We start from the raw sequence: 24,122 nt of genomic DNA, 5'->3' as shown, positions 1-24,122 counted from the left end.
TTTTCCCTTACACATGCCCGTCAGGAGCCCTGCAATGGCGATCAAGGTTGGTATCAACGGTTTTGGCCGCATCGGACGCAATGTCTTTCGTTCGGCCGTACAGAATTTCGGCAATGACATCGAAGTGGTTGCCATCAACGATCTGCTGGAGCCGGACTACCTGGCCTACATGCTGCAATACGACTCCGTCCACGGCCGCTTTGACGGTGACGTCAAAGTCGAGGGCGAGCATATCGTCGTCAACGGCAAGAAGATCCGCCTGACCCAGGAGCGCGACCCGGCCAACCTGAAGTGGGGCGAGGTCGATGTCGATGTGGTGATCGAATCCACCGGCCTGTTCCTGACCAAGGAAGCCGCGCAGAAGCACCTCGATGCCGGCGCCAAGAAGGTGATCCTGTCGGCGCCGTCCAAGGACGACACGCCGATGTTCGTCTTTGGCGTCAACGACAAGAAATACGCCGGCGAGGCGATCATCTCGAACGCCAGCTGCACCACCAACTGCCTGGCTCCGGTGGCCAAGGTGCTCAACGACAAGTGGGGCATCAAGCGCGGCCTGATGACCACCGTGCACGCCGCCACCGCGAGCCAGAAGGTCGTCGACGGTCCGTCCAACAAGGACTGGCGCGGCGGTCGTGGCATTCTGGAGAACATCATCCCGTCCTCCACCGGCGCGGCCAAGGCCGTCGGCGTGGTGATCCCGGAGCTCAACAAGAAGCTCACCGGCATGAGCTTCCGCGTGCCGACTTCGGACGTGTCGGTGGTCGACCTGACCGTCGAGCTGGAGAAGCCGGCGACCTACGCGGAGATCTGCGCGGAGATGAAGGCGCAGTCCGAAGGCCCGCTGAAGGGCATCCTGGGCTACACCACCGACAAGGTCGTGGCGACCGACTTCCGTGGCGACACCCGCACCTCGATCTTCGACGCCGATGCCGGCATTGCGATGGACGATACCTTCGTCAAGCTGGTCGCCTGGTACGACAACGAGTGGGGCTACTCCAACAAGTGCCTGGAGATGGTCAAGGTCGTGGCGAAATAATCGCCATTGTCGCACACAAAAAACCGGGCCTGATCGCCCGGTTTTTTTTTGCTCAGCGCTTCAACAACGGCAACTTGTCCGGCACACCGTCCCATTTTTCCGCGTCTTCCAGCGCCGGGATCTTGCGGTCGATCACCGGCCACAGCGGAGTCAGCTCGGCGTTGATCGCCAGGAACTTCTCCTGCCCGGCGGGGACATCGTCTTCCGGGTAGATCGCGCCGACCGGGCATTCGTCCACGCACAAGGTGCAGTCGATGCACTCGTCGGGATCGATGACCAGGAAGTTGGGGCCTTCGTGGAAACAGTCGACCGGACACACCTCGACGCAATCGGTGTGTTTGCAGTTGATGCAGTTTTCGGTAACGACGTGGGTCATGGAGGGTCCACCTTGACGGTTTCCGGCATTGCCATTGTCTCGCGGTTTGATTCATCGTGGCCCTGACATGGATCAAGGCGGGCTTGCCCAGGCGCCGGGACAATAGCGCCAACACCCCACTACATGGAGTCAGAAAAATGATCCGCAAGTTGACAGCCGTCGCCGTACTCGGTCTTGCCGGCACCTTTGCCCTGCCCGCGATGGCAGCCGATTGCGCGGCTACGGTCGAAAGCACCGACGCGATGCAGTTCACCACCAAGAGCCTGCAGGTGCCGGCAACCTGCAAGGAGTTCAAGGTTACCCTGAAGCACACCGGGCAGCTGCCCAAGATGGTGATGGGGCACAACTTCGTGCTCGGCAAGACCGCTGACGTCAATGGCATCAATGCCGACGGCATGAAGGCCGGAGCGGACGCCAACTATGTCAAGGCCGGCGATACCCGCGTGATTGCGGCCAGCAAACTGATTGGCGGTGGCGAATCGACCACGGTCACCATCCCGGTGGCGAAACTGAAGGCGGGCGAGGACTACACCTACTTCTGCTCGTTCCCCGGCCACGTCGCGATGATGAAGGGCAGCTTGACTCTGGCCAAGTAAGCCTCCATCTGGAGAAGGGTGGCCATCGTGGTCGCCCTTCTTTCGTTTTCGCGGCCCGTCGTCGCGAGCTCCTGCCGGTATCCCATGACACGCAATTCCACCGAACTCACCGAACAGCAACTGGCGGCCCTGGTCGACCGGTTTTACGACAAGATCCAGGTCCATCCCACTCTGGGCCCGGTATTCAACGCCGCCGTGGACGACTGGCCGGAGCACAAGCGCCTGCTGACCTCGTTCTGGTCGTCGGTCGCGCTGGGCGCGGGAACCTATCGCGGCAACCCGATGGCCAAGCACCGCGGCCACTCGATCCATGCCGAGCACTTCGAGGACTGGCTCGCACTGTGGCGCGAGACCGCCGACGAAGTGCTGGACGCCGAGCACGCGGAGAAAGTGCACGACTACGCCCAGCGCATCGGCCGTAGCCTGCGTTACGGTCTGGGCCTGAACGACGGCGGCCGCTCCCTCGGCCTGCCCATCGTAGGCGGCTGATCCCGCGTAGGGCGCATTAACAATGCGCCGAAGCCAACGCGTCGAACGGAACTCAATAAAACATCAACTTCGCAAGCGCCACGATCCCCACCATCAATACCAGAATGGCGCGGTGTGTATGGCGAAACCTGCACGGGTTCATGCCGCCGTGCATCCCGGCGCGAATGGCACCGATGAACACCGCCAGCACCAGGAAGGCCAGCGTCACCTTGGCCAGCAGCAGCCAGCCGAAGCGACTGCCAACACAGGCGAATCCGTCGCAGCGGATGTCGAACAATGCGAACCCACTCAGAAACAGCGCGCCGACCACCCACGGCATGAACCGCCGCGCACGCGCCATCACCGCCTGCTCGATGCGACGCATCAGCGCCGGCTCAAACTGGCCGTGCAGTGACTCCAACACCAGCACTTCGAACGCAACCGCACCAATGAAGATGATCGCGCATGACAGGTGCAGCAGCAGGATCAAGGGGTACCAGCTGGCCACGCGCGCTCCTGGATGCCGGACAAGACATCAGCATGCGCTTGCCGATGACCGCGATGCGTTGATCTGGATCAACCCGAAGGCCGTCGATGAGGTGCAGGACACAACTGGCCAATGATTCAGCTGGCGCCGGTGTCGCGAGGCCCCTTGGCCATCGCCGGGAATACGCCGTCGCGGTACACCCAGGCGTGCATCAGGGCGGCCGAGACATGCAGCAGTATCGTGACGAACAGCAGGTAGCCGAGCCAGCTGTGCGCGAAGCGCAGGGCCGCGTAGAGCGTCGTATTTTGCGGTGCGATGGGCGGTAGTACGAACGATTCCGATAGCTGGACCGGAAACCCGCTTGCCGACAGCATGGCCCAGCCGATCAGGGGCATAGCCAGCATCATTCCGTAGAGCAGCCAGTGGGACGCGCGCGCAGCGGCTTTCTGCCAGCGTGGAAGCGTCGATGGCAAGGCGACCGCGGGGCTCCGCAGGCGGTTGCGCAGCCGGAGTATGGCCAACATCAGGATGGCGATGCCCAAGGGGCGGTGCAGGTCGATCAACCACGGCCGGGCCGATACCGAAGTCACCATGCCCACGCCGATGAACAGCATCGACAGGATCATCGCGGCCATCAGCCAGTGCAGCCAGCGCGCGGTAGCGTTGAAATGCAGGGGTGCGCTCATGGTGTACGTTCCTGTCCGGTGGCGGCGGTGTCGCCCAGCGCGATCTCGCGTTGGCGGCGGTTGAAGGATTGCGAGTAGGCCGCCGAGCGTGCGGCGAGGATCGGGTCGTCCGATGCGGCGACGCCCGGCGGCAGGATCAATGGATCGAAGTTGACGTCGCGGCATTCGCCGCTGGCCTGCGGCTCGGCATGCACCAGGCTCAGCGTGCCCGCCACCACCTGCGTACGCGTATTGGGCCAGGGGCGGGTGGGGTCATTGACCGGGTCGTCGGCGTTCGCGATGGTCACCACCATGTCCCAGTACAACGGGGTACGGACCAACCGTGCCTGCAGGTCGCGGGCAAGGAAGTCGACGTCGGCCTGTTGGCGCTCGGCCGTTGCCAGCGCGCGAAACGGCGCGCGCGGCCGCATCGACCACCGCACGAACCGGACAGTGCCGCCGGCGTCAATGAAGCGGAATGCGTTGACGCTGTTGTATTGCGTGTTCGCCCAGCTATCGGACCACGGCGCGTGTTTCGCCCATTGCTGGAACTTCCTGGCTTGTGGGTGGTCGGCGAGGAACGCTTCCATTGCTGCGGGATCCGGCTTGCCGGTTGCAGGATCGGGGCGTTTGGACAGGACCTGCTGCTGGAACTGTTCCGGAGTGGACACGGCGAAGAAGGGGAAGCTGTTCATGGCCATGCGCCATTGCGCTTCATCGGGGCCGCCAAACTGGAGCGCCATGCTGCGTACGCGTGCGGTGTTGTCGGCGCCATGCGGATTGCCCCCGCCGATCGAGAATCGCCCGATGAACTGAATCGGCGCGCCCGAGAACACTGGTGCCGTGGACAATGTGCGTGCCTGCTCAGTGGCCTGGAACGTGCCACTGATACAGACGCCTTTGGCATGGTTTCGCCGAAAGCCCGGGTGCCTGGGGCCGTTGGCTTCCATCGCGCCGACGATGCGCTGAGCGGTGAGTCGATCGCCGCCCAGCCATCCGGCCGTCCACGCGAAGGCGCCAGCGGCACCGAACGCGATGGCACCGATGCCAGCCAGGGCCAGCCGCCGCCGCCGGCCGGTTTGCGCCGGAGGTTCGAAGGGGGGCCGCGGGTCGTTGGAAGACTCGGGTAGCGTCATGGGATGCTCGAAAGGAGGGGACAACCCGTAAGACGCACCCGACCAGGCTTTATTCCCGATCTTCTCGAATCTTCGATGAACGAGTGCGGAGCCACGTTGTCGTCAACTAGGCAAAGTTTGCCCAGCATCTCCCGAACGGGACAATGGCGGGACCGCGGTCGGTCGACCTTCGGAGTCCAGTGCGACCATGGTGAAACGACCGCGTGTGGCCAGCAGCGACGCGCCCGAATGCAGGTCCTCGCTGTGCATCTCCACTTCTACCTGCAAGGAGGTGCGGCCGGTGGCGATCACCCGTGCGACCAATTGCACCAGCGCGCCCTGGTTGACCGCGGTGTGAAAGTCGATCTGCTCCGAGCGCGCGGTGACCACCGTGCAGCGCGCGTAGCGTGAGGCAGCAATGAAGGCGGCCTTGTCCATCCACGCCAGCGCCTGGCCGCCAAACAGCGTGCCCAGGTGGTTGGTGTGGTCGGGGAACACAATCTCGGTCATGCGCGCCTCGGTGACGGGCTCAGAACGCGGCATCGAAGGCGACCTCGCCCTGCACGCCGACCTGGTAGGCGGACACCCGGCGCTCGAAGAAGTTGGTCACTTCCTGCACGTCCTGCAGGTCCATGAAGCCGAACGGATTGCCTGCGCCGAAATGCTTTGGCATGCCGAGCTGGCCGAGCCGCTGGTCGGCGCAATATTCCAGGTACTGGCGCATGTCCTTCAGCGACAGGCCGACCACGCCACCAGAAAGCGTGTCGGCGGCGAACAGCATTTCGCATTCCACGGCCTCGGTCAGCATCTGGATGACATCGCGCTGCATCGACTCGTCAAACAGCTCCGGCTCCTCCTCGCGCGCGGTGCGGATGACTTCGAAGGCGAACGCCATGTGGCAACTCTCATCGCGGAACACCCAGTTGGTGCCCGAGGCCAATCCATGCAGCAGACCGCGCGAGCGCAGGTAATACACGTAGGCAAAGGCGCCGAAGAAGAACAGGCCTTCGATGCAGGCGGCGAAGCAGATCAGGTTGAGCAGGAACTGGCGACGCTGTTCGCGGGTCTCGATGCGCTTCAGGTCCTGGATCGAATCGATCCACTTGAAGCAGAACGCCGCCTTGGCACGGATCGACGGGATGTTCTCGACCGCCGCGAACGCTTCGGTACGCGCCTGGTCATCGGGCAGGTAGGTGTCCAGCAGGGTCAGGTAGAACTGCACATGCAGCGCCTCCTCGTACAGCTGCCGCGACAGGTACATGCGGGCCTCGGGCGCGTTGATGTGCTGGTAGAGGTTCAGCACCAGGTTGTTGGCGACGATCGAGTCGCCGGTGGCGAAAAACGCGACCAGTCGTTCGACCAGATGGCGCTCGGCCGGACCGAGTTTGCCGCGCAGGTCGTTGACGTCGAGCGAGAAGTCGACCTCCTCGACCGTCCAGGTGTTGCGGATCGCGTCGCGGTACATCTCGTAGAAACGCGGGTAGCGCATCGGGCGCAGGGTGAGGTCGAAGCCGGGGTCGAGCAGGCGTGGGGTGGTCATGGGGATTCCTGGGATGTGGGGGAGTGAGTGCGCGGTTTGCTACTGGCAGGCTTCGCAGCTTTCCGGATTTTCCAGCGAGCAGGCGATCGCTTCGCTGCCGGGCACCGGCGCGCTGACGGTCGATTTGGCGATCCGCGTCGCCGGGCGCGAGCGCAGGTAGTAGGTGGTCTTCAGTCCCTGCTTCCACGCGTACATGTACATCGACGACAACGCGCCGATGTTCGGGTTCTCGATGAACAGGTTCAGCGACTGGCTCTGGTCGATGAAGGCACCGCGGTCGGCGGCCATGTCGATCAGCGAACGCATCGGCAGTTCCCAGACGGTGCGGTAGATCTCGCGCAGGGATTCGGGAATCGCGGTGATGCCCTGGATCGAGCCGTCGGCCATCTTCACCGCGTCGCGCAGTTCCGGCGTCCACAGCCCAAGCGTCTTGAGTTCCTCGACCAGGTACTTGTTGATCACCAGAAAGTCGCCCGACAGGGTCTCGCGTTTGAACAGGTTGGACACCTGCGGCTCGATGCATTCGTAGCAGCCGGCGATCGAGGCGATGGTGGCGGTCGGGGCGATCGCGATCAGCAGCGAGTTGCGCAGACCGTGCTCGCGGATACGCTCGCGCAGGGTGTCCCAGCGGGCAGGGTCGGCCGGTGTCACTCCCCAGGCTTCGAACTGCAATTCGCCCTGCGAGGCGCGGGTGTCGCCGAACGCGGGGTGGCGGCCGTGCTCCATCGCCAACTCGCTCGAGGCCGACAGGGCGTGGAAATAGATTTCCTCGGCAATCCGCTTGGACAGCTCGCGCGCCGGCTCGGAATCGAACGGCAGGCGCAGCTGGAAAAACACATCCTGCAGGCCCATCGCCCCCAGCCCGACCGGCCGCCATTTCAGGTTCGCCCGGCGTGCGGTGTCGATCGGGTAGAAGTTCAGGTCGATCACGCGGTCCAGCTGGCGTACCGCCAGGCGCACGGTCTCGGCGAGCTTGCCGAAATCGAAGCGCGCCGCACCGCTGCCGGGTTGCCCGCCCTCGACGTGGTGGGCGAGGTTGATCGAACCCAGGTTGCAGACCGCCGTCTCATCCTGCGAAGTGACCTCCAGGATCTCCGTGCACAGGTTCGACAGATGCACCACGTTGCCCTCGCGCAGGGTCTGGTTGCAGGCGCGGTTGGACTTGTCCTTGAAGTTCATCCAGCCGTTGCCGGTCTGGGCGAGGGTGCGGATCATCCGTCCGTACAGCTCGCGCGCCTTGACCTGACGGGTCGCCAGACCGGCGGCTTCGGCCGCGTGATACGCGCGGTCGAACGCCTCGCCGAACAGGTCGGTCAATGACGGCGCACCGTTCTTTGCCAGCGCCGCCGGATCGAACAGCGACCACATCGCATCGGCTTCCACCCGGCGCATGAACTCGTCGGGGATCCAGTTGGCGAGGTTGAGGTTGTGGGTGCGGCGGGCGTCCTCGCCGGTGTTGTCGCGCAGTTCCAGGAACTCCTCCACGTCGGCATGCCACGGCTCCAGGTATACGCAGGCCGCGCCCTTGCGCTTGCCTCCCTGGTTGACCGCCGCGACCGAGGCGTCCAGCGTTTTCAGCCACGGCACGATGCCGTTGCTCATCCCGTTGGTGGACCGGATCAGCGAGCCGCGCGAGCGCACGCGGCTGTAGGACAGGCCGATGCCGCCGCTGAACTTGCTCAGCTTGGCGACGTCCATGTAGCGCTGGTAGATCGCTTCCAACGAGTCTTCGGGCGAGTCGAGCAGGAAGCAGCTCGACAACTGCTCGTGGGTGGTGCCGGCGTTGAACAGCGTCGGCGAGCTGGGCAGGTAGTCCAGCTGGGCCATGCGCCGGTAAAGCGCGAGCGCGTCGGCCACGTCCTCCGACAAGGCGCAGGCGATGCGCAGGAAGAACTGCTGCGGCGTCTCGATCACCGTGCGCGCGGTCGGGTGGCGCAACAGGTAGCGGTCGTACACCGTGCGCAGGCCGAAATAGTCGAAGCGGGTGTTGAGCGTGTTGTCGATCGCGTCGTTGAGCTTGCGCGCGTTGGCCTGCACGAAGCCCAGCAGGCGGTCGTTGATCAGGCCCAGGTCGTAGCCGCGCTGTACCGATTGCGAGAACGCATTGATGTCGATGGACGCGACTTCCTTCTCGATCACCCCGGCCAGCAGGCGTGCCGCGAGGCGGCCGTATTCGGGTTCCTCGGCGGTCAGCAGGGCGGCGGTGCGGATCGACAGCTCGTCCAGCTCGGACGTGGTCGCGCCGTCGTACAGGCCGGAGATCGTGCGGGTGGCGACGCGCATCGGGTCGATCGCGTACAGATCGTCGCTGCAGCGGGTGATCGCACGCACGATCTTGTTGAGGTCGACCGGTTCGTGGCTGCCGTTGCGCTTGGTCACGCGCATGCTCAGTGCGGTGGCCGGCGGGGTCAGGGTGAAGCCGGGTTCGGCGGCTCCTTTCGGGGGTATAGCCGTGTCGGCTGCGGCAATCGGGTCGAGGTCGGCCGTGGCTGGTTCGAGGGTGGTCATATGGATGGGCTCCGGTGCAGGGCGCACGGGTCGACGGCCTTCCCTCGAAGGTCGACGCACGGAGGCATGGGCGTACCGCCGGCACGCACAAAGCGCGCTGTCGACGGCACGGCCACGCCCCCGCGGGCGGTGGAATTCTCGGGTCTGAAACGGAAGGTGTCGCCGGGCATCGGAGGACGCCCTGCCACTCTGCCCGAGGCAGGGTGCTGCGACACCGACCGTCTTCCCCCGAAGACTCCCTGGCCGGTCACCGCGCGGTGTGCATCACGCGGTTGTCGGCAGGTCTTCGGGCTCTGGACGTGGGCAGGCAATGCCTGTCTTTCCTACTGGCCGTCGCTTCCCAGGGCGTGTTGCCCCCAGTGCCAAGACGGCGTTCGTTTCCATTTACCGCTGCGGGGCAGCGCCGGATTCACACCGGCTTCCCTTTTCAGCCGACCGCGAGGATCGGCACCGACAGACACAACATATCGTGTTTGTATTTTTAGTCAACACAATATGTAGGATAAGTGATGCTGGGAAGGATCAAGTTCGCTTGGAGCGCCGTTGTGCCCGCGCTACCTGCGGAACCGGCTTTCTGCAGGGCTACAGGATTTGCCCGGCATCTCCCCGAACGGGACAATGGCCGGTCCCGCCTGGTGAATGTCCAGGCTCACCCGCATGACCACGGAAGCGCCCATGACCATTCTCCGCATGACCGAGCTCGACCTTTCCGGCAAACGCGTACTGATCCGCGAAGACCTGAACGTGCCGATCGAGCATGTCGCCGGCCAGCCGGCCCGCATCACTTCCGAGCAGCGAATCGCGGCGGCGCTGCCGACGCTGCGACTGGCATTGGAAAAGGGCGCGGCGGTGATGGTGATGTCGCACCTCGGGCGGCCGACCGAAGGCGCGTGGAGCGAAGCCGAGTCGCTGGCGCCGGTCGCCAATCGGCTGTCGGAGCTGCTCGGCATCGAGGTGCCGTTGGTCAAGGACTGGCTCGACGGTGTCGATGTCGCGCCCGGCCAGTTGGTGTTGCTGGAAAACTGCCGCATGAACGTCGGCGAGAAGGCCGATGACGAGGCCTTGTCGAAGCGGTATGCCGCGCTGTGCGATGTGTTCGTGATGGACGCGTTCGGTACTTCGCACCGCGCGCAGGCGTCCACCCACGGCGTCATCCGGCACGCGCCGCTCGCCGCCGGCGGCCCGCTGCTGATGGCCGAGCTGGACGCGCTGGGCAAGGCGCTCGACCAGCCCGCGCGGCCGTTGCTGGCGATCGTTGCCGGCTCCAAGGTCAGCACCAAACTTGAATTGCTGTCCTCGCTGGTCGGCAAGGTCGACCAGCTGATCGTCGGTGGCGGCATCGCCAACACCTTCATCGCCGCGATGGGCCATGGCGTGGGCAAGTCGCTGGTGGAGATGGACCTGATCGACACCGCGAAGCAGATCATGAGCGATGCGAAAGCGCGCGGCGCCGACATTCCGGTGCCGACCGACGTGGTCGTCGCGCCGGCATTCGCGGCCGATGCACTGGCGACGGTGAAGGCGGTCGATGCGGTCGACGCCGACGACATGATCCTCGACATCGGCCCGGACACGGCGGCGCGCTACGCGGCAATGATCAACAGTGCCGGCACCGTGGTCTGGAACGGCCCGGTCGGTGTGTTCGAGTTCGATGCGTTCGGCAAGGGCACCGAAGCGTTGGCCCACGCGATTGCCGACAGCAACGCGTTCTCGATCGCCGGCGGCGGCGACACCCTCGCGGCGGTCGACAAGTACGGCATCGCCGACCAGGTCAGCTACATTTCCACCGGCGGCGGCGCGTTTCTGGAGTTCCTGGAAGGCAAGGAACTGCCGGCGGTCACGGCACTCAAGGCGCGCGGCTGAGCGCCGATGAAACCCACCCTGTTCTTCGACATGGACGGCACGCTGATCGACTCGGCGGTCGGCATCACCCGCTGCGTGGCGCACGCGTTGACGCAGATGAACGTGGCGGTGCCGCCGCAGTCGCAGCTGCGACGCTGGATCGGACCGTCGCTACGTACCAGCTTCGGCCCGCTGTTCGATGACCCCGCCGATGTCGAGCGTGCCGTGGAGCATTACCGCGAGCGTTTCGAGACCCACGGCTGGGCCGAGCACGACCTCTATGACGGGATTGGCGAGGTCATCGAGTCGCTGCATGCCGACGGCCACCGGCTCGCGGTAGTGACCGCGAAGAACGAGCCGCATGCGCGCAAGATCGTCGACCACCTGTCGTTCGGCCATCGTTTCGACGATGTGATCGGCGCCACCATCGACGGCAGCCGCAGCGACAAGCCCGAGCTGATCGCCGAGGCATTGCAGCGGCTGCAGCTGATTCCGTCACAGTGCTGGATGATCGGCGACCGCCACATGGATATCGACGGTGCGCGCCATCACGGCATGCGCAACATCGGCGTGTTGTGGGGGTTTGGCGGGGAGGCGGAGTTGCGCGCCGCCGGTGCCCAGGTACTGGCCGCCGCACCGGCGCAACTGCCCGACCTGCTGGCGGGTTGATCCACCCGCGAATCGCGGGTTCTCGGGTTGCCTGCCGGCCCATCCGGCGGGCGGGCCGGCAGTAGTTTGTATCGGACAGGACGGACGTGAAGACGTGCTAGCGTGATCTGATCGATCCCTTGCATGGAAGTCTGCCGATGGCCGCGCTGCTGCGACGTACCAAGATCCTTGCCACCCTTGGCCCGGCGACCGACGCGCCCGGCGTGCTGGAGGCGATCATCGCCGCCGGTGTCGATGTGGTGCGGTTGAACTTTTCCCACGGCGACCCGGCATCGCATGTCGCAAGGGCCGAGGCGGTGCGTGCGGCCGGGCAAAAGGTCGGGCGCGAGATTGGCATCCTGGCCGACCTGCCGGGGCCGAAGATCCGCATCGACCGCTTCGCCGAGGGCAAGGTGCGCCTCAACGCCGGCGACCGCTTCGATCTGCTGGCCAGCGCCGATGCCGCGCCCGGCACGCAGTCCGGGGTCGGCGTCAGTTATCTCGGCTTGCCCGGCGATGTCGCCGCCGGCGACGTGCTGCTGCTCGACGACGGCATGATGCAGTTACGGGTGGAGGCGGTGGACGGCCAGCGCATCATCACCCGCGTGCTCAACGACGGCGATTTGTCGGACCGCAAGGGGCTGAACAAGCAGGGCGGCGGGCTGTCGCTGGGCGCGTTGACCGAGCACGACGAAGAATTGATCAAGGTCGCCGCGCAGCTGGGCGCCGACTTCATCGCGGTGTCGTTCTGCCGCACCGCCGCCGACATGCACGACGCCCGCCGGATCGCGCGCGCAGCGGGCAGCGACGCGGCGCTGGTATCGAAGATCGAGCGTGCCGAGGCGATCGAGAACCTGGGCGAGATCATCGACGCCAGCGACGTGGTGATGGTGGCCCGCGGCGACCTCGGGGTGGAGATTGGCGATGCCGAGCTGCCCGGCCTGCAGAAGAAAATCATCCGCGAATCGTTGGCCCGCAACCGGGTGGTCATCACCGCCACCCAGATGCTGCAGTCGATGGTTGAAAGCCCGATCCCGACCCGGGCAGAGGTGCTCGATGTCGCCAACGCGGTGATCGACGGCACCGATGCGGTGATGCTGTCGGCCGAATCCGCCGCCGGGCGCTACCCGGTCAAGTCGGTCGAGGCGCTGGTGCGGATCTGCCTGGGTGCGGAGCGCCAGTTCGACCACGACACCGATTTCGAGGCCGCCCCGCGCAACCTGCAACGCGCCGATCAGGCCATCGCGATGGCGGCGATGTTCGTGTCCGAGCACATCGGCGTGCGTGCCATCGTGGCGATGACCGAGTCGGGTGGCACCGCGCGCTTCCTGTCCCGGTTTCGTGCGCCGGTGCCGATCTTCGGCCTGTCCCGCCATCCCGGTACACGTCGAAAGATGGCGCTGATGCGCAGTGTCATCCCGCTCAGCTTCGACAGCCGAGGCCTGGACACCCAGGACGCCGTTCGCAGCGCCATCAGCCAATTGTTCGCCGCCGACCAACTGGCCATGGGCGAACGGGTGATCTTCACCAGCGGCGACCACATGGAGCACCGTGGCGCGACCAACACCCTGCGCCTGTTGCAAGTCGGAGAGGGTGGCAAGGCGGAAGGTCCGGACGAGCTGTGATGAACGGTAAGCCACTGTTTCGCAATGGCCTTTGCCCGAGCTGCCAGCTATACTAGAAGGCTATTCAGCCACCTTTCGCAGGAAATCCATGAGCATCGAACAGCTTGCCGAAACCGCCGAGGCGATGGTTGCCCCGGGCAAGGGCATCATCGCGATCGACGAGTCCACCGGCACCATCAAGAAGCGTTTCGATGGTGTGGGCATCGAGTGCACCGAGGAAAACCGACGTGCCTACCGCGAGATGCTGCTGAGCACGCCGAACCTCGGCGAGCACATCTCCGGCGCAATCCTGTTTGATGAGACCATCCGCCAATCGACCAAGGGCGGCGTGCCGTTCACCAAGCTGATGGCCGACAACGGCATCATCCCCGGCATCAAGGTCGACAAGGGCACCCACGCACTGGCCGGTTTCCCGGGCGACGTGGTGACCGAAGGGCTGGACGGCCTGCGCGCGCGCCTTGAGGAGTATTACAAGCTGGGCGCGCGTTTCGCGAAGTGGCGCGCGGTGATCAACATCAGCGAAGACGGCCCGTCGGGTACCTGCATCGAGGCCAACTCGCATGCCTTGGCGCGTTACGCCGCGCTGTGCCAGGAGCAGGGCCTGGTGCCGATGGTCGAGCCGGAAGTGATCATGGACGGCAACCACGACATCGATGCCTGCTTCGAGGTTTCCGAGATCACCTTGCGCTCGTTGTTCGGCTCGCTGTACGAGCACAACGTGATGCTGGAAGGCACCATCTTGAAGGCGTCGATGGTGTTGCCGGGTTCGAAGAGCGGCGAGAAGGCATCGGTAGAAGAAGTCGCCGCGGCCACCTTGCAGTGCCTGAAGTCGACCGTGCCGGCGATCCTGCCGGGCATCGTGTTCCTGTCGGGCGGGCAGTCCGACGTGGATGCCACCGCAAACCTGAACGCCATGAACCTGGCCGGCCCGAACCCGTGGCCGCTGTCGTTCTCCTACGGCCGCGCGATGCAGACCGCGGCGCTGGAGATCTGGTCCAAGGACCTGGTTGGCAACATCGGCAAGGCGCAGGAGATGGTGTTCGCCCGCGCCCGCGACAATGGCCTGGCAGCGCGAGGCGAGTGGAAGCTGGCTTGACCGGAGCAATCTTCGCCCGGCCGATATCGGGTTAACGCAAAACGCCGGCTCCATGCCGGCGTTTTGCGTTGTGGTGCGTTGATTGTGTCGCGATTGGGCATTCGGCGTACTACGACCTTCGGCTCAATGCCGGAATCCAAAGGCGGATGCACCGCACCGGCGCCCTCAAGGCAATCCGGCCAGCCAGTCGTCGTCGGAGCCTTCGTTGACGTCTTCCAGCAGGAAGGTGCTGAGGTAGCGCTCGCCGGTATCGGGCAGCATCGCCAGGATGACCGCGCCTTCGTCGGCGGATTTCGCCACTTCCAGCGCTGCCGCGACGGTGGCGCCGGCGGAGAGGCCGACGAAGATGCCTTCCTCGTGCGCCAGCCGGCGAGCCAGGTCGCGTGCCACTACGTCATCCACCGGAACCAGCTTGTCCACCACCTCGGCGTTCAGTACCTCGGGCACGAAATCGGGTGTCCAGCCCTGGATCTTGTGCGGCTGCCAGGGTTGGCCGGCGAGCATCGAGGCGACGGCCGGTTCTGCCCCGACGATACGGACGTCGGGGCGGGCGACCTTGAGCACCTCGCCAACGCCGGTCAAGGTGCCACCGGTACCCCATCCGGAGACGAAGCAGTCGAGTCGACGGCCGGCGAAATCCTGCAGGATCTCCGCTGCGGTGGTTTGACGGTGGTAAGCAGGATTGGCGGGATTGGCGAACTGGTCGGCGAGGAACCAGCCGTGTTTGGTCGCCAGTTCCTGCGCTTTGCGGACCATGCCGGTGCCGCGCTCGGCGGCGGTGGTCAGGATCACCTTGGCGCCATAGGCACGCATCAATTTTCGGCGCTCGATCGAGAAGGTCTCGGTCATCACCGCGACAAACTTGTAACCGCGCGCCGCGCAGACCATCGCCAGCGCGACTCCGGTGTTGCCCGAAGTCGCCTCCACCACGGTATCGCCGGGCTTGAGCAGTCCGCGCGATTCGGCATCCAGGATGATTCCCAGCGCCAGCCGGTCCTTGACTGAACCGCCCGGATTGAAGGACTCCACCTTGGCGTACAGCGTGACGCCGGCAGGGGCGATGCGGTGCAGCCGCACCACCGGGGTGCGGCCGATAGTGTCGAGAATGCTGTCGTAGATCATGGGCTGGGCTCGTTTCCGGGGGCGAGGACAAGAATGTCACGCCCGGACGGTAGTGTCGGTTGCTCCAGCAAAACACAGGGTTCCACAGCATGCCGTGACGGCCCGGTGGTCAGCTGGCCAACCTATGGCCCACGCGGACGCCACATGGCTCCAGATAGACTCACCGGAGTTGCGCTTGCAACCCCCCATCCGTTTTACCGAGCGACCCGGACACAGCATGCGAATCCCCACCCGACCAGGCGCAGTTTGCGCGATTTTGATTGCCTTGGCGTTGTCCGCCTGTAGCCAGGAGGCCGTCCAGGCGACCGCAGCCAGTGGCACCCCTGTGACGACGCAAACGCTCCAGCTGCAGCCCTGGAACGACACCCTGCGTGCGCTGGGGACGGTCAAGGCGCGCGAGTCGGTGATCATTACCGCGAAGGTCAGCGAGACGGTGGAGAAAGTTCACTTTGACAGCGGCGACCAGGTCAAGGCCGGAGTGCCCCTGGTGACCCTGAGCGGGCGTCAGCAACAGGCGGCGCTTGTGCAGGCGCAAGCCACTGCCCACGAGGCCGATAGCCTGTACCAGCGGATGGTCGGGTTGGACAAGCAACAGCTGATCGCGCGTTCATCGCTGGACAGTCAGCGTGCAACCCGCGATGCCGCCAATGGGCAGGTGGCTCAGATCCGGGCACAACTGTCGGACCGGGTGATCCGGGCGCCATTCGCAGGCACCTTGGGCTTGCGCCAGGTCAGTCCGGGTGCGCTGGTCACTCCCGGCACTCCGATCGCGACCCTGGACGACACCCGGCAGGTTTATGTCGACTTCCCGGTGCCGGAGACCGCATTGGGTCACCTGGCGACAGGCCAGGCGCTGACGGCCGACAGCGCGTCCTGGCCTGGGCAGGCGTTTACCGGCGTCGTCGGCACGATTGATTCGCGGATCGACCCGGTGACCCGGTCGGTGGTGGTTCGCGGCGAGTTTGCCAATGACGAGCGCAAGTTGATTCCCGGCATGTTGATGCAGGTCATCTTGATCCGGCCCGAGCGCGAGGCGCTGCTGGTGCCGGAGATTTCGATCGTCCAGGTGGGCAGTAGCTCGTTTGTCTACCGGGTCCGGGCGGACAACACGGTGGAACGGGCCGACGTGATGATCGGCAGCCGGGGCAAGGGCGTGGCCGAGGTCGTCAGCGGCCTGCAACCCGGTGACACGGTGGTGGTCGACGGCACCGGCAAACTGCGTGATGGGTCGACGATCACGGTCGAGCTTGCCGCAGACAAGGCGGCGCCGGGCGCATGAACCTCTCCGAGCTGTGCATCCGCCGGCCGGTGTTTGCCACCGTGATGAGCCTGCTGTTGATGGTGTTGGGGATCATGGCGTTCTCACGGCTGACCCTGCGCGAGCTGCCTGCGATCGATCCACCGATAGTCTCAGTCGATGTCAATTACCCGGGTGCTTCGGCGGCCGTGGTCGAGACCCGTGTCACCCAGGTGCTCGAGGACGCGTTGTCGGGCATCGAGGGTGTGGAGATGATCCAGTCACGCAGCGTCAACGGACGCTCGGCGGTGACCCTGGAGTTCACCCTGGAGCGTGACATCGAGGCGGCGGCGAACGACGTGCGCGACGCCATCAGTGGTATCGCGGACCGGCTGCCCGACGAAGCCGATGCACCTGAAGTGGAGAAGGCCGACAGTGATTCGGACACCGTCATCTGGCTCAACATGAGCGCGACCGGCATGGATACGCTGCAGCTGTCGGATTACGCCGACCGCTACATCGCCGATCGCCTGTCCAGCCTTGATGGCGTTGCCCAGGTCCGGATCGGCGGGCGTCAGCGTTATGCGATGCGGATCTGGGTGGACAGTGCCGCGATGGCCGCTCGCGGGGTTACCGCGCGCGACGTTGAAACGGCGCTGCGGGCCGAGAACGTGGAGCTGCCCGCCGGCCGGATCGAGTCCGAGAATCGGGACTTCACCCTGCGTGTTGCCCGCCAGTACGAGGACCCCGCCGACTTCGCCCAGATCCCGATCAAGCAAGGTGAAGGCGGCTACGTGGTGCGCATTGGTGATGTCGCCAAGGTCGAGCTCGCCTCGGCCGAGCGTCGCGCCTATTACAAGAGCAACGGCCAGCCGAACATTGGCCTGGGCATCGTCAAGACTTCCACGGCCAACGCGCTGGACGTGGCCCGCGCCGCCAAGGCGGCAGCCGTGGAGATCCAGACGACCCTGCCCGAAGGCATGCATATCTTCGTCGCTTATGACGACACCGTGTTCATCGATGAGTCGATCAAGCGGGTCTACTGGACGCTGATCGAGGCAATGGCACTGGTGCTGCTGGTGATCTGGCTGTTCCTGGGCAGTTTCCGGGCGGCGCTGATCCCGGCAGTGACGGTGCCGGTGTGTCTGGTAGCCGCCTTCATTCCGTTATACCTGTTCGGCTATTCGATCAACCTGTTGACCCTGCTCGCGCTGGTGCTGTCGATTGGATTGGTGGTGGACGATGCGATCGTGGTGCTGGAAAACATCCAGCGCCGCGCCGACCTCGGTGAGCCAAAACTCGTCGCCGCGGTCCGTGGCACCCAACAAGTCCGGTTTGCGGTGATCGCCACCACCACGGTGCTGGTGGCCGTATTCCTGCCGGTCGGTTTCATGGAAGGCAATATCGGGCGCCTGTTTCGCGAATTGTCGGTCGCCTTGGCCGGTGCGGTTGCACTATCCGCCTTTGTCGCGTTGACCCTGACGCCGATGATGTCGTCGCGACTGGTACGCCCCCACAACCAGGAAAAGTCCAACCGCCTGCACCGCTGGACCAACCGCAAGCTGGTCCAGGTGAGCGGTGGCTACCAGGGCTGGCTGGGGCGCCATCTTGGCAAGCCCTGGCTGGTGATGGCGCTGATGGCCGGCGCGCTGGTGCTCAGTTACGGCTTGATCCGCATCGTGCCTTCGGAGCTGGCACCGGCGGAGGATCGCGGGTCCTTCTTCGTCTCCATCACCGGCCCGGAAGGTGCGGGTTTCGACTACACGGTCAAGCAGATCGAGCAGGTCGAGGAGGTCATGGCCGCCCATACCGGCGAAGACAACGCGATCCGTCGTTACAACACCCGGGCACCGGGTGGCTGGGGTGCCACCGAGGAAATGCATACCGGCAACGTGATCGTGTTCCTGCAGGACTGGAACCAACGCGAGCTCAGCACGGCTGAAGTCGCCGAATCATTGCGGGCCGACCTGGACCAGCTGACCGGCGTGCGTGCGCAGCCACGCGTGGGCGGCGGTCTGGTTGGCAGCCGCGGGCAGCCGATCCAGATCGTGCTGGGTGGCCCGGAGTATGTCGAGATCGCCAAATGGCGGGACACCATGATGAAACACATGGAAGCCAACCCGGGGCTGTTCTCGGTGGACTCGGACTACAAGGAAACCCGGCCGCAGATGCGGGTGCAGATCGACCGCCAGCGCGCGGCCGACCTGGGCGTGAGCGTGACCGACATCGGCCATGCGCTGGAAACCATGATGGGCAGCCGGCGGGTCACCACCTTCGTCCAGGACGGCGAGGAGTACGACGTGATCGTGCAGGCGGGTCGCGAAGGTCGCGCCTCGCCAGCGGACCTGTCTGCGATCCAGGTGCGTGGGACCAGCGGCGAGCTGGTGCCTTTGTCCAACCTGGTCACGCTGAGCGAGCTGGCGGAGGCGGGCAGCCTCAACCGCTTCAACCGCATGCGCGCGATCACCATCACCGCCGGCCTGGCGCCGGGGTACACGATGGGCGAGGCGCTGGAGTTCCTGCAAGGCGTGGTCAGCACCGAGTTGCCCGAGTACGCTCAGGTCGACTGGAAAGGTGAGTCGCGCGAGTACCAGAAGGCGGGCAGTGCGGTGGTGCTGACTTTCGCGCTGGCACTGCTGGTGGTCTACCTGGTGTTGGCGGCGCAGTTCGAGAGTTTCATCCATCCGTTCGTGATCATGCTGACGGTCCCGCTGGCGGTACTTGGGGCGCTGGTTGGCCTGGCCGCGACCGGGGGCACGCTCAACCTGTTCAGCCAGATAGGCATCGTGATGCTGATCGGGCTGGCGGCGAAAAACGGCATCCTGATCGTGGAGTTCGCCAACCAGTTGCGCGACGAGGGACGCAGCATCCAGCAGGCGATCATCGAGTCGGCCGGGGTCCGGTTGCGGCCGATCCTGATGACCTCGATTGCGACCGCGGTGGGCGCGCTGCCATTGGTGATGGCCGGTGGGCCCGGCTCTGCCAGCCGCGCCACCATCGGGGTGGTGATCATTTTCGGCGTATCGCTGTCCACGTTGTTGTCGCTGTTCGTGGTGCCGGCGTTCTATGTGTTGCTGGCGAAGTACACCCGCTCCCCGCACGCAGTATCGCGCGAGCTGGAACGGCTGGAAGCGGAGACGCCGGAGGTTGGCGGTCACGCTTGAGTTGCACGAGTGGTGATTGACCCGCCGGTTCGTGGCTGCGTTCGCGCAGCCCGGGCCGTCGCGGCAAGCCTGCGCGATGCCCATGCAGGACTTCCGGGGTGTTTCGCGAGAGTGAAATCCGGTTAAGGTGCGAGTCTTGTCGCCGGTTGGTCCCGGCGCACTCACGGCCAAGGGATACCGATACGTGGAAGCTCTGATCACCTCGCTCAACGACATCATCTGGAGCACGGCGCTGATCGCGCTGTGTCTTGGCCTGGGGCTGTATTTCTCGTTCCGCACCCGCTTCATGCAGGTGCGCGGTGTGCCGGAAATGATCCGGCTGATGCTTGACAACAAATCCTCGAATGCCGGCGTGTCCTCGTTCCAGGCACTGACAATGTCACTGGCCGGGCGCGTGGGCACCGGCAACATCGCCGGCGTCGCCACCGCGATCGCGTTTGGCGGGCCCGGCGCGGTGTTCTGGATGTGGGTGATGGCGTTCCTCGGCGCCTCGACCTCGTACATCGAGAGCACCCTGGCGCAGATCTACAAAGAGAAGGACCCGCAGGGGCGCTATCGCGGTGGACCGGCCTACTACATCGAAAAGGCGATGGGACAGAAGTGGTACGCGTGGCTGTTCGCCATGGTCACCATCATCGCCTGCGGCTTCCTGCTGCCGGTGGTGCAGGTCAATACCCTGGCCACTGGCATGGCGAACGCCTTCGGCGTGCCACCGCTGCTGATCGCCGGAGGTATCGCGGTGGCGCTGGCGTTGATCATCTTCGGCGGGGTCAAGCGCATCGCCACCTTCGCCGAGGTCGTGGTGCCGTTCATGGCGGTGGCCTACATCCTGGTCGCGGTCGTGATCATGGTGCTGAACCCGGAGAACGTGGTCGACATGTTCGCGCTGATCTTCGAGAGCGCATTCGGTATGCACGCCGGTTTCGGCGCGATGCTCGGTCTGGCGATCGAGTGGGGCGTCAAGCGCGGCATCTACTCCAACGAGGCCGGGCAGGGCACCGGCCCCCACGCCGCGGCGGCGGCCGAGGTCCAGCACCCGGCGCAGCAGGGCTACGTGCAGGCGTTCTCGGTCTACGTCGATACGCTGCTGGTGTGCAGCGCGACCGCGTTCATGATCCTCGGTACCGGTATGTACAACGTGGTTGATCCCAACGGTGGATTCCTGTTTCAGGGGCTGCAGGGCGCGGTTGCCGGGCCGGACTTCCCGCAGGCGGCGGTCGACAGCGTGTTCCCCGGTTGGGGCGCGGGCTTCGTGGCGGTGGCACTGCTGTTCTTCGTTTTCACCACGGTGGTGGCCTACTACTACATGGCCGAGACCAACGTCGCCTATATCAATCGCAAGGTGCACCGGCCGTGGCTGATCCTGCTGCTGAGGCTGACCATCCTGGGTGCGGTGTTCGTGGGTGTACTGCGCACCACCGGCGGCGCCTGGGCGCTGGGCGACATCGGCGTCGGCCTGATGGCGTGGCTCAACCTGATAGCGATCGTGATCCTGCAGAAACCGGCGTTGCTGGCGCTGCGCGATTACGAGCGGCAGAAGAAGGCCAAGGTGGTGAATTACGAGTTTGACCCAAGGGCGCTGGGAATCCGCAACGCCGTATTCTGGGAGCGTCGCGTCGATGGCCTGGAGGTCGTCGAGGCCGGGATGGACAACCGTGATGGCGAAGCAGACAGTGCACGGGAGCGGCCCGATGAGCGTTGATCCTTGGGCGCGCGGCGCGGCGCGTAGTGGCCGACGTGGTGCGCCATCAGGTGGCCAGCCGTCCGGATCGCCGCAGCAAGCCGACGCGCCGGCTTTTGACAAGCACGCGTCCGACAAGCAAGGCCGCGAGTTGCGCCTGTATGGACTGAACGCGGTACGCGCCGCCTTCGAGCGGCGTCCCGAGGCGATCCGCAAGGTGTACCTGGCCCAGTCGCGTATCCCGGTGCTGCAGCCGTTGCTGAAGTGGTGTTCCGCCAACCGCATCGGCTATCGGGTGGTGGAAGAGGACGACCTGCGCAAGCTGGCTGCCAGTTCCCACCACGAAGGGGTGATCGCTGACGTCCTGCGTGCCGAGCCGGAGCCATTGCCTGACTGGCTGGCCAGGTTGGCCGCCGGTCCGCAATGCGCGATCTGGCTCGATGGTGTCGGCAATCCGCACAACCTCGGCGCGATCCTGCGCTCCTGCGCGCACTTCGGCGCCGCAGCGGTGCTGTTTCCCCAGGAGTCGCCATTGGCGTTGTCGGGCGCGGCCGCCCGGGTCGCCGAAGGCGGCGCCGAATCGGTATCGATGGTGCGTTTGCCGGGCAACACCGATGCGCTCGCCCAACTGCGCGAGGCAGGCTTTACCGTTGCCGCGACCGTCGTCGACGGCGGTGACGACCTGTTTGCCACCGCGCTGCCGCAGCGCCTGGTGTATGTCCTCGGCGCGGAGAGCGCCGGGATGGATCGCCCGTTCGCCACCACCTGTGACCTGCGCCTGTCGATTCCCGGCAGCGGCGCGGTGGAAAGCCTCAACGTCGCGGCCGCCACTGCCGTGTTGCTGGCGGCGTGGAGGCGCTCGCAAGGCAGTTAAATCGCGGTCGACCGGTGCATGGGAAAGCGTGCGGATAGACGGGTGCCGCGTCCGGACTGGCTGTCGATCTCCAGCGTGCCATCCAGTTGTTGCGCCCGCTCGCGCATCGTGATCATTCCCAGTCCGCGAGTTCTCGCGCGATCGAAGCCGCAGCCGTTGTCATGGATGGTGAGCAACAGCGAATGACCGTCGCATACCAGCGTCAGGCTTACCGCACTGGCGCCTGAGTGTCGCAAGGCATTGGTCAGCGCTTCCTGTGCGATCCGGAAGCAGGCGACCTCCACCGCCGGATCCGGGCGCCGAGGCAAGGGCTCCAGCGCCAGCTCCAGTCGTGGACCCCCAGGACGAATCAACGCGCTGGCCTGCCAGCGCAAGGCCGACTCCAGCCCCAGCGCGTCCAGTTGTGGGGGGCGCAACAGCAACGAGATGTTCCGCAACTTGATCACGGTTGAATCGGCGATGTTGCCGATTTCGGCAATGGTCGCAGCGCGCTGCGACTTGTCCTCACCTTCCAGCGCCATCACGCTCAGCTTGATGGCGGTGATGTCCTGGCCGATATCATCGTGCAGCTCGCGCGACAACGTGCTGCGCTCGTCTTCTTGCAAGGTGATGATGCGTCGGGCCAGCGCCCGCAGTTCCTCGCGCTGCTGCCTCAGGCGACCTTCGATCGAGTGACGCCCGCCCGAGATCGGAAGCCAACCGCGATGGATGGCCAAGAGGGCCAGGCTGGCGCCGAACAACGCACTGGCGAAACCCAGTAGCAGTTCCTGGATGAGACCGGTCATGCAGCCCAGTGTGTCACCTAGAACAATTCCACGCTGCCGGCATCCATGGTTTGCTGCATCACCGGCTTGTGCGGCGGCCGTTCCCACTCGCCGCGCATCTGTCCGACGCGGTGCATGAGCTGTTTGAGTGCGAGTTGGACATCGTTGTCGTTATGACTGCGATGCAACAGTCCTTGCAGATTGGCAGCCTCGCCATTGATTTGGTTCAATCGTTCCAGATGGGCCGTAGCCGCCGTCAAGGCCTGGGTGGCGATGTCCTCGAATTGCAGGGACCGTACCGCTTCGGCAACCGAGCTGTCGATGGCCTGGCCGCATTCGGCGATCTCGCGCATGCCATTGCCCAATCCGCGGTTCATGCCGTCCACGCGCTCCAGCATGCCGGCGGCCTCGGCACGAGCGCCGCGTGAGCGATCCAGATCCCGGGAGGCCATCTGGCTGACGGTGTCACGGACCTTGGCGATGGCATCCTTGGAGCTGTGGGCCAGCTTGCGGATCTGCTCGTTGAACGTCGTGGAGCGCTCGGACAGATTGCGTACCTCGTCGGCGACCACGGCAAAGCCGCGTCCGGCCTCGCCTGCGCGAGCGGCTTCGATGGCCGCATTGAGCGCGAGCAAATTGGTCTGGTCAGCGATCGACTTGACGTCTTCAAGCAACGCGAAGATGCCGTCCAGGTGCTCGGCCATGGCGTCAATGTGGGTCACGGTGTTGCCGCTCTGGCCGCTGACTTCTTCCAATGCCTCGACCAGTTGCTCCATCTTCTGGCTGGCCTGCAGGGCGAACTGGTGCACGTCCATGCCGCCCTCATCGCCGGTGCGGTCGATGATGCGGGTGACGATCTCACTTTGCTGGCGGGATTTCCGGTTGACGGCCTCGAAGCTGCCGCCCAGCTTGCCGACCGACTCGCGGATCAGCTCGCGGGTGCGTTCGATCTCCGTGTGTGAGCCACTCACCTCGGCACTGATGAATTTTCGCAGGTCCTCCAACAGGCGGGTCTGTTCGCGGACCAATGCTGGCGGGGTGCGCTCGCGCCGGGACCAGGCAAACACCAGCCAAGCGGCCGCAACGGCCACGGTGGCGCCCAGGCGTGCCGCGCTTGGCCAGTCAAGCAGTTGTGCGCACAACAGAAGAAGTGTGAGTGCCAGCGGTGCGGCCAGACGGATAACTACACGGGAGTCCATTGCTGCTCTCTTTGCGGGGGGCGGTCACTACGGATAACGGCGGGAATGCGACAAGCTTTAACGAGCAGTGAGCGCATTC

21 protein-coding genes and 1 riboswitch are annotated in these 24,122 nt (G+C 65.1%); of the genes, 11 read left to right on the top strand and 10 right to left on the bottom strand.

Features of this window, described 5'->3' with window-relative positions; genetic code table 11:
• Positions 1-34: 34 nt before the first annotated feature.
• Entirely contained in the window at positions 35-1,036 is a 1,002-nt protein-coding gene (gene gap / locus ACW7G6_RS13625; protein WP_456980323.1) for a type I glyceraldehyde-3-phosphate dehydrogenase, read from the top strand.
• A gap of 52 nt (positions 1,037-1,088) precedes the next feature.
• On the opposite strand, the gene fdxA is transcribed toward gap, so the two are convergent.
• Positions 1,089-1,412 (bottom strand): ferredoxin FdxA, encoded by a 324-nt coding sequence (fdxA, locus tag ACW7G6_RS13620; RefSeq protein ID WP_456980322.1) that lies wholly within the window; start codon positions 1,410-1,412, stop codon positions 1,089-1,091.
• Between the two features lie 137 nt (positions 1,413-1,549).
• Here fdxA and azu point away from each other — a divergent pair, with 137 nt between their 5' ends.
• Both azu and ACW7G6_RS13610 read left to right on the top strand, forming a co-directional pair.
• Entirely contained in the window at positions 1,550-2,008 is a 459-nt protein-coding gene (gene azu, locus ACW7G6_RS13615; protein WP_456980321.1) for an azurin, read from the top strand.
• Between the two features lie 84 nt (positions 2,009-2,092).
• Complete coding sequence (locus ACW7G6_RS13610) at positions 2,093-2,497, top strand: group III truncated hemoglobin (protein ID WP_456980320.1); 405 nt, start codon at positions 2,093-2,095, stop codon at positions 2,495-2,497.
• A 52-nt stretch (positions 2,498-2,549) separates the two neighbouring features.
• Here the strand turns inward: ACW7G6_RS13610 and ACW7G6_RS13605 are convergent, their stop codons facing one another.
• The 6 genes from ACW7G6_RS13605 to ACW7G6_RS13580 all read right to left on the bottom strand — a co-directional run bounded on the left by ACW7G6_RS13605 (position 2,550) and on the right by ACW7G6_RS13580 (position 8,668).
• On the bottom strand, positions 2,550-2,984 hold the full coding sequence (locus ACW7G6_RS13605) for a CopD family copper resistance protein (protein ID WP_456998493.1): 435 nt from the start codon (positions 2,982-2,984) through the stop codon (positions 2,550-2,552).
• Positions 2,985-3,100: 116 nt separating this feature from the next.
• On the bottom strand, positions 3,101-3,649 hold the full coding sequence (locus ACW7G6_RS13600) for a cytochrome b (protein WP_456998492.1): 549 nt from the start codon (positions 3,647-3,649) through the stop codon (positions 3,101-3,103).
• Positions 3,646-4,764 (bottom strand): catalase family peroxidase, encoded by a 1,119-nt coding sequence (locus ACW7G6_RS13595; RefSeq protein ID WP_456998491.1) that lies wholly within the window; start codon positions 4,762-4,764, stop codon positions 3,646-3,648. The genes ACW7G6_RS13600 and ACW7G6_RS13595 overlap by 4 nt, the downstream gene beginning before the upstream one ends.
• 102 nt (positions 4,765-4,866) lie before the next feature.
• Entirely contained in the window at positions 4,867-5,286 is a 420-nt protein-coding gene (locus ACW7G6_RS13590) for an acyl-CoA thioesterase (protein ID WP_456998490.1), read from the bottom strand.
• The gene (locus ACW7G6_RS13585; RefSeq protein WP_456998489.1) at positions 5,273-6,283 is read right to left on the bottom strand and encodes a ribonucleotide-diphosphate reductase subunit beta; all 1,011 of its coding nucleotides are present in this window, start codon (positions 6,281-6,283) and stop codon (positions 5,273-5,275) included. The genes ACW7G6_RS13590 and ACW7G6_RS13585 overlap by 14 nt, the downstream gene beginning before the upstream one ends.
• 39 nt (positions 6,284-6,322) lie before the next feature.
• Positions 6,323-8,668: a ribonucleoside-diphosphate reductase subunit alpha gene (locus tag ACW7G6_RS13580; RefSeq protein ID WP_456998533.1), complete on the bottom strand. Its 2,346-nt coding sequence runs from the start codon at positions 8,666-8,668 to the stop codon at positions 6,323-6,325.
• A 383-nt stretch (positions 8,669-9,051) separates the two neighbouring features.
• A riboswitch (cobalamin riboswitch) is annotated at positions 9,052-9,261 on the bottom strand.
• Positions 9,262-9,466: 205 nt separating this feature from the next.
• On the opposite strand from ACW7G6_RS13580, the gene ACW7G6_RS13575 reads away from it, so the two are divergent.
• From ACW7G6_RS13575 to ACW7G6_RS13560, 4 genes are all read left to right on the top strand, one after another.
• Positions 9,467-10,654 carry a phosphoglycerate kinase gene (locus ACW7G6_RS13575; protein ID WP_456998488.1) on the top strand — a complete coding sequence of 396 codons (1,188 nt, stop codon included), beginning with the start codon at positions 9,467-9,469 and terminating at the stop codon, positions 10,652-10,654.
• Between the two features lie 6 nt (positions 10,655-10,660).
• Positions 10,661-11,302, top strand: coding sequence for an HAD hydrolase-like protein (locus ACW7G6_RS13570; RefSeq protein ID WP_456980313.1), 642 nt, complete (start codon positions 10,661-10,663; stop codon positions 11,300-11,302).
• A 137-nt stretch (positions 11,303-11,439) separates the two neighbouring features.
• Positions 11,440-12,906, top strand: coding sequence for a pyruvate kinase (pyk, locus tag ACW7G6_RS13565; protein WP_456998487.1), 1,467 nt, complete (start codon positions 11,440-11,442; stop codon positions 12,904-12,906).
• An 88-nt stretch (positions 12,907-12,994) separates the two neighbouring features.
• The gene (locus ACW7G6_RS13560) at positions 12,995-14,002 is read left to right on the top strand and encodes a class I fructose-bisphosphate aldolase (protein ID WP_456998486.1); all 1,008 of its coding nucleotides are present in this window, start codon (positions 12,995-12,997) and stop codon (positions 14,000-14,002) included.
• A gap of 165 nt (positions 14,003-14,167) precedes the next feature.
• Here the strand turns inward: ACW7G6_RS13560 and cysK are convergent, their stop codons facing one another.
• Positions 14,168-15,124 carry a cysteine synthase A gene (gene cysK, locus ACW7G6_RS13555; RefSeq protein WP_456998485.1) on the bottom strand — a complete coding sequence of 319 codons (957 nt, stop codon included), beginning with the start codon at positions 15,122-15,124 and terminating at the stop codon, positions 14,168-14,170.
• 217 nt (positions 15,125-15,341) lie between these two features.
• Between cysK and ACW7G6_RS13550 the strand changes: the two genes are divergently transcribed.
• From ACW7G6_RS13550 to ACW7G6_RS13535, 4 genes are all read left to right on the top strand, one after another.
• Positions 15,342-16,403: an efflux RND transporter periplasmic adaptor subunit gene (locus ACW7G6_RS13550; protein ID WP_456998484.1), complete on the top strand. Its 1,062-nt coding sequence runs from the start codon at positions 15,342-15,344 to the stop codon at positions 16,401-16,403.
• Positions 16,400-19,525 carry an efflux RND transporter permease subunit gene (locus ACW7G6_RS13545; RefSeq protein WP_456998482.1) on the top strand — a complete coding sequence of 1,042 codons (3,126 nt, stop codon included), beginning with the start codon at positions 16,400-16,402 and terminating at the stop codon, positions 19,523-19,525. The genes ACW7G6_RS13550 and ACW7G6_RS13545 overlap by 4 nt, the downstream gene beginning before the upstream one ends.
• 184 nt (positions 19,526-19,709) lie before the next feature.
• On the top strand, positions 19,710-21,227 hold the full coding sequence (locus tag ACW7G6_RS13540; RefSeq protein WP_456980304.1) for an alanine/glycine:cation symporter family protein: 1,518 nt from the start codon (positions 19,710-19,712) through the stop codon (positions 21,225-21,227).
• On the top strand, positions 21,184-22,080 hold the full coding sequence (locus ACW7G6_RS13535; RefSeq protein ID WP_456998481.1) for a TrmH family RNA methyltransferase: 897 nt from the start codon (positions 21,184-21,186) through the stop codon (positions 22,078-22,080). Before ACW7G6_RS13540 ends, ACW7G6_RS13535 begins: the two co-directional genes overlap by 44 nt.
• Here ACW7G6_RS13535 and ACW7G6_RS13530 read toward each other — a convergent pair.
• Together ACW7G6_RS13530 and ACW7G6_RS13525 are read right to left on the bottom strand one after the other, a co-directional pair.
• Positions 22,077-22,865, bottom strand: coding sequence for a sensor histidine kinase (locus ACW7G6_RS13530; RefSeq protein ID WP_456998480.1), 789 nt, complete (start codon positions 22,863-22,865; stop codon positions 22,077-22,079). The genes ACW7G6_RS13535 and ACW7G6_RS13530 overlap by 4 nt on opposite strands.
• A 17-nt stretch (positions 22,866-22,882) precedes the next feature.
• Positions 22,883-24,043: a methyl-accepting chemotaxis protein gene (locus ACW7G6_RS13525; protein WP_456998479.1), complete on the bottom strand. Its 1,161-nt coding sequence runs from the start codon at positions 24,041-24,043 to the stop codon at positions 22,883-22,885.
• Positions 24,044-24,122 lie beyond the last annotated feature (79 nt).

The sequence above is a fragment of the Lysobacter sp. A421 genome, assembly GCF_054052145.1.
Note: the sequence above shows the minus strand (reverse complement) of the source record. Positions and strands in the feature narration are given on the sequence as shown.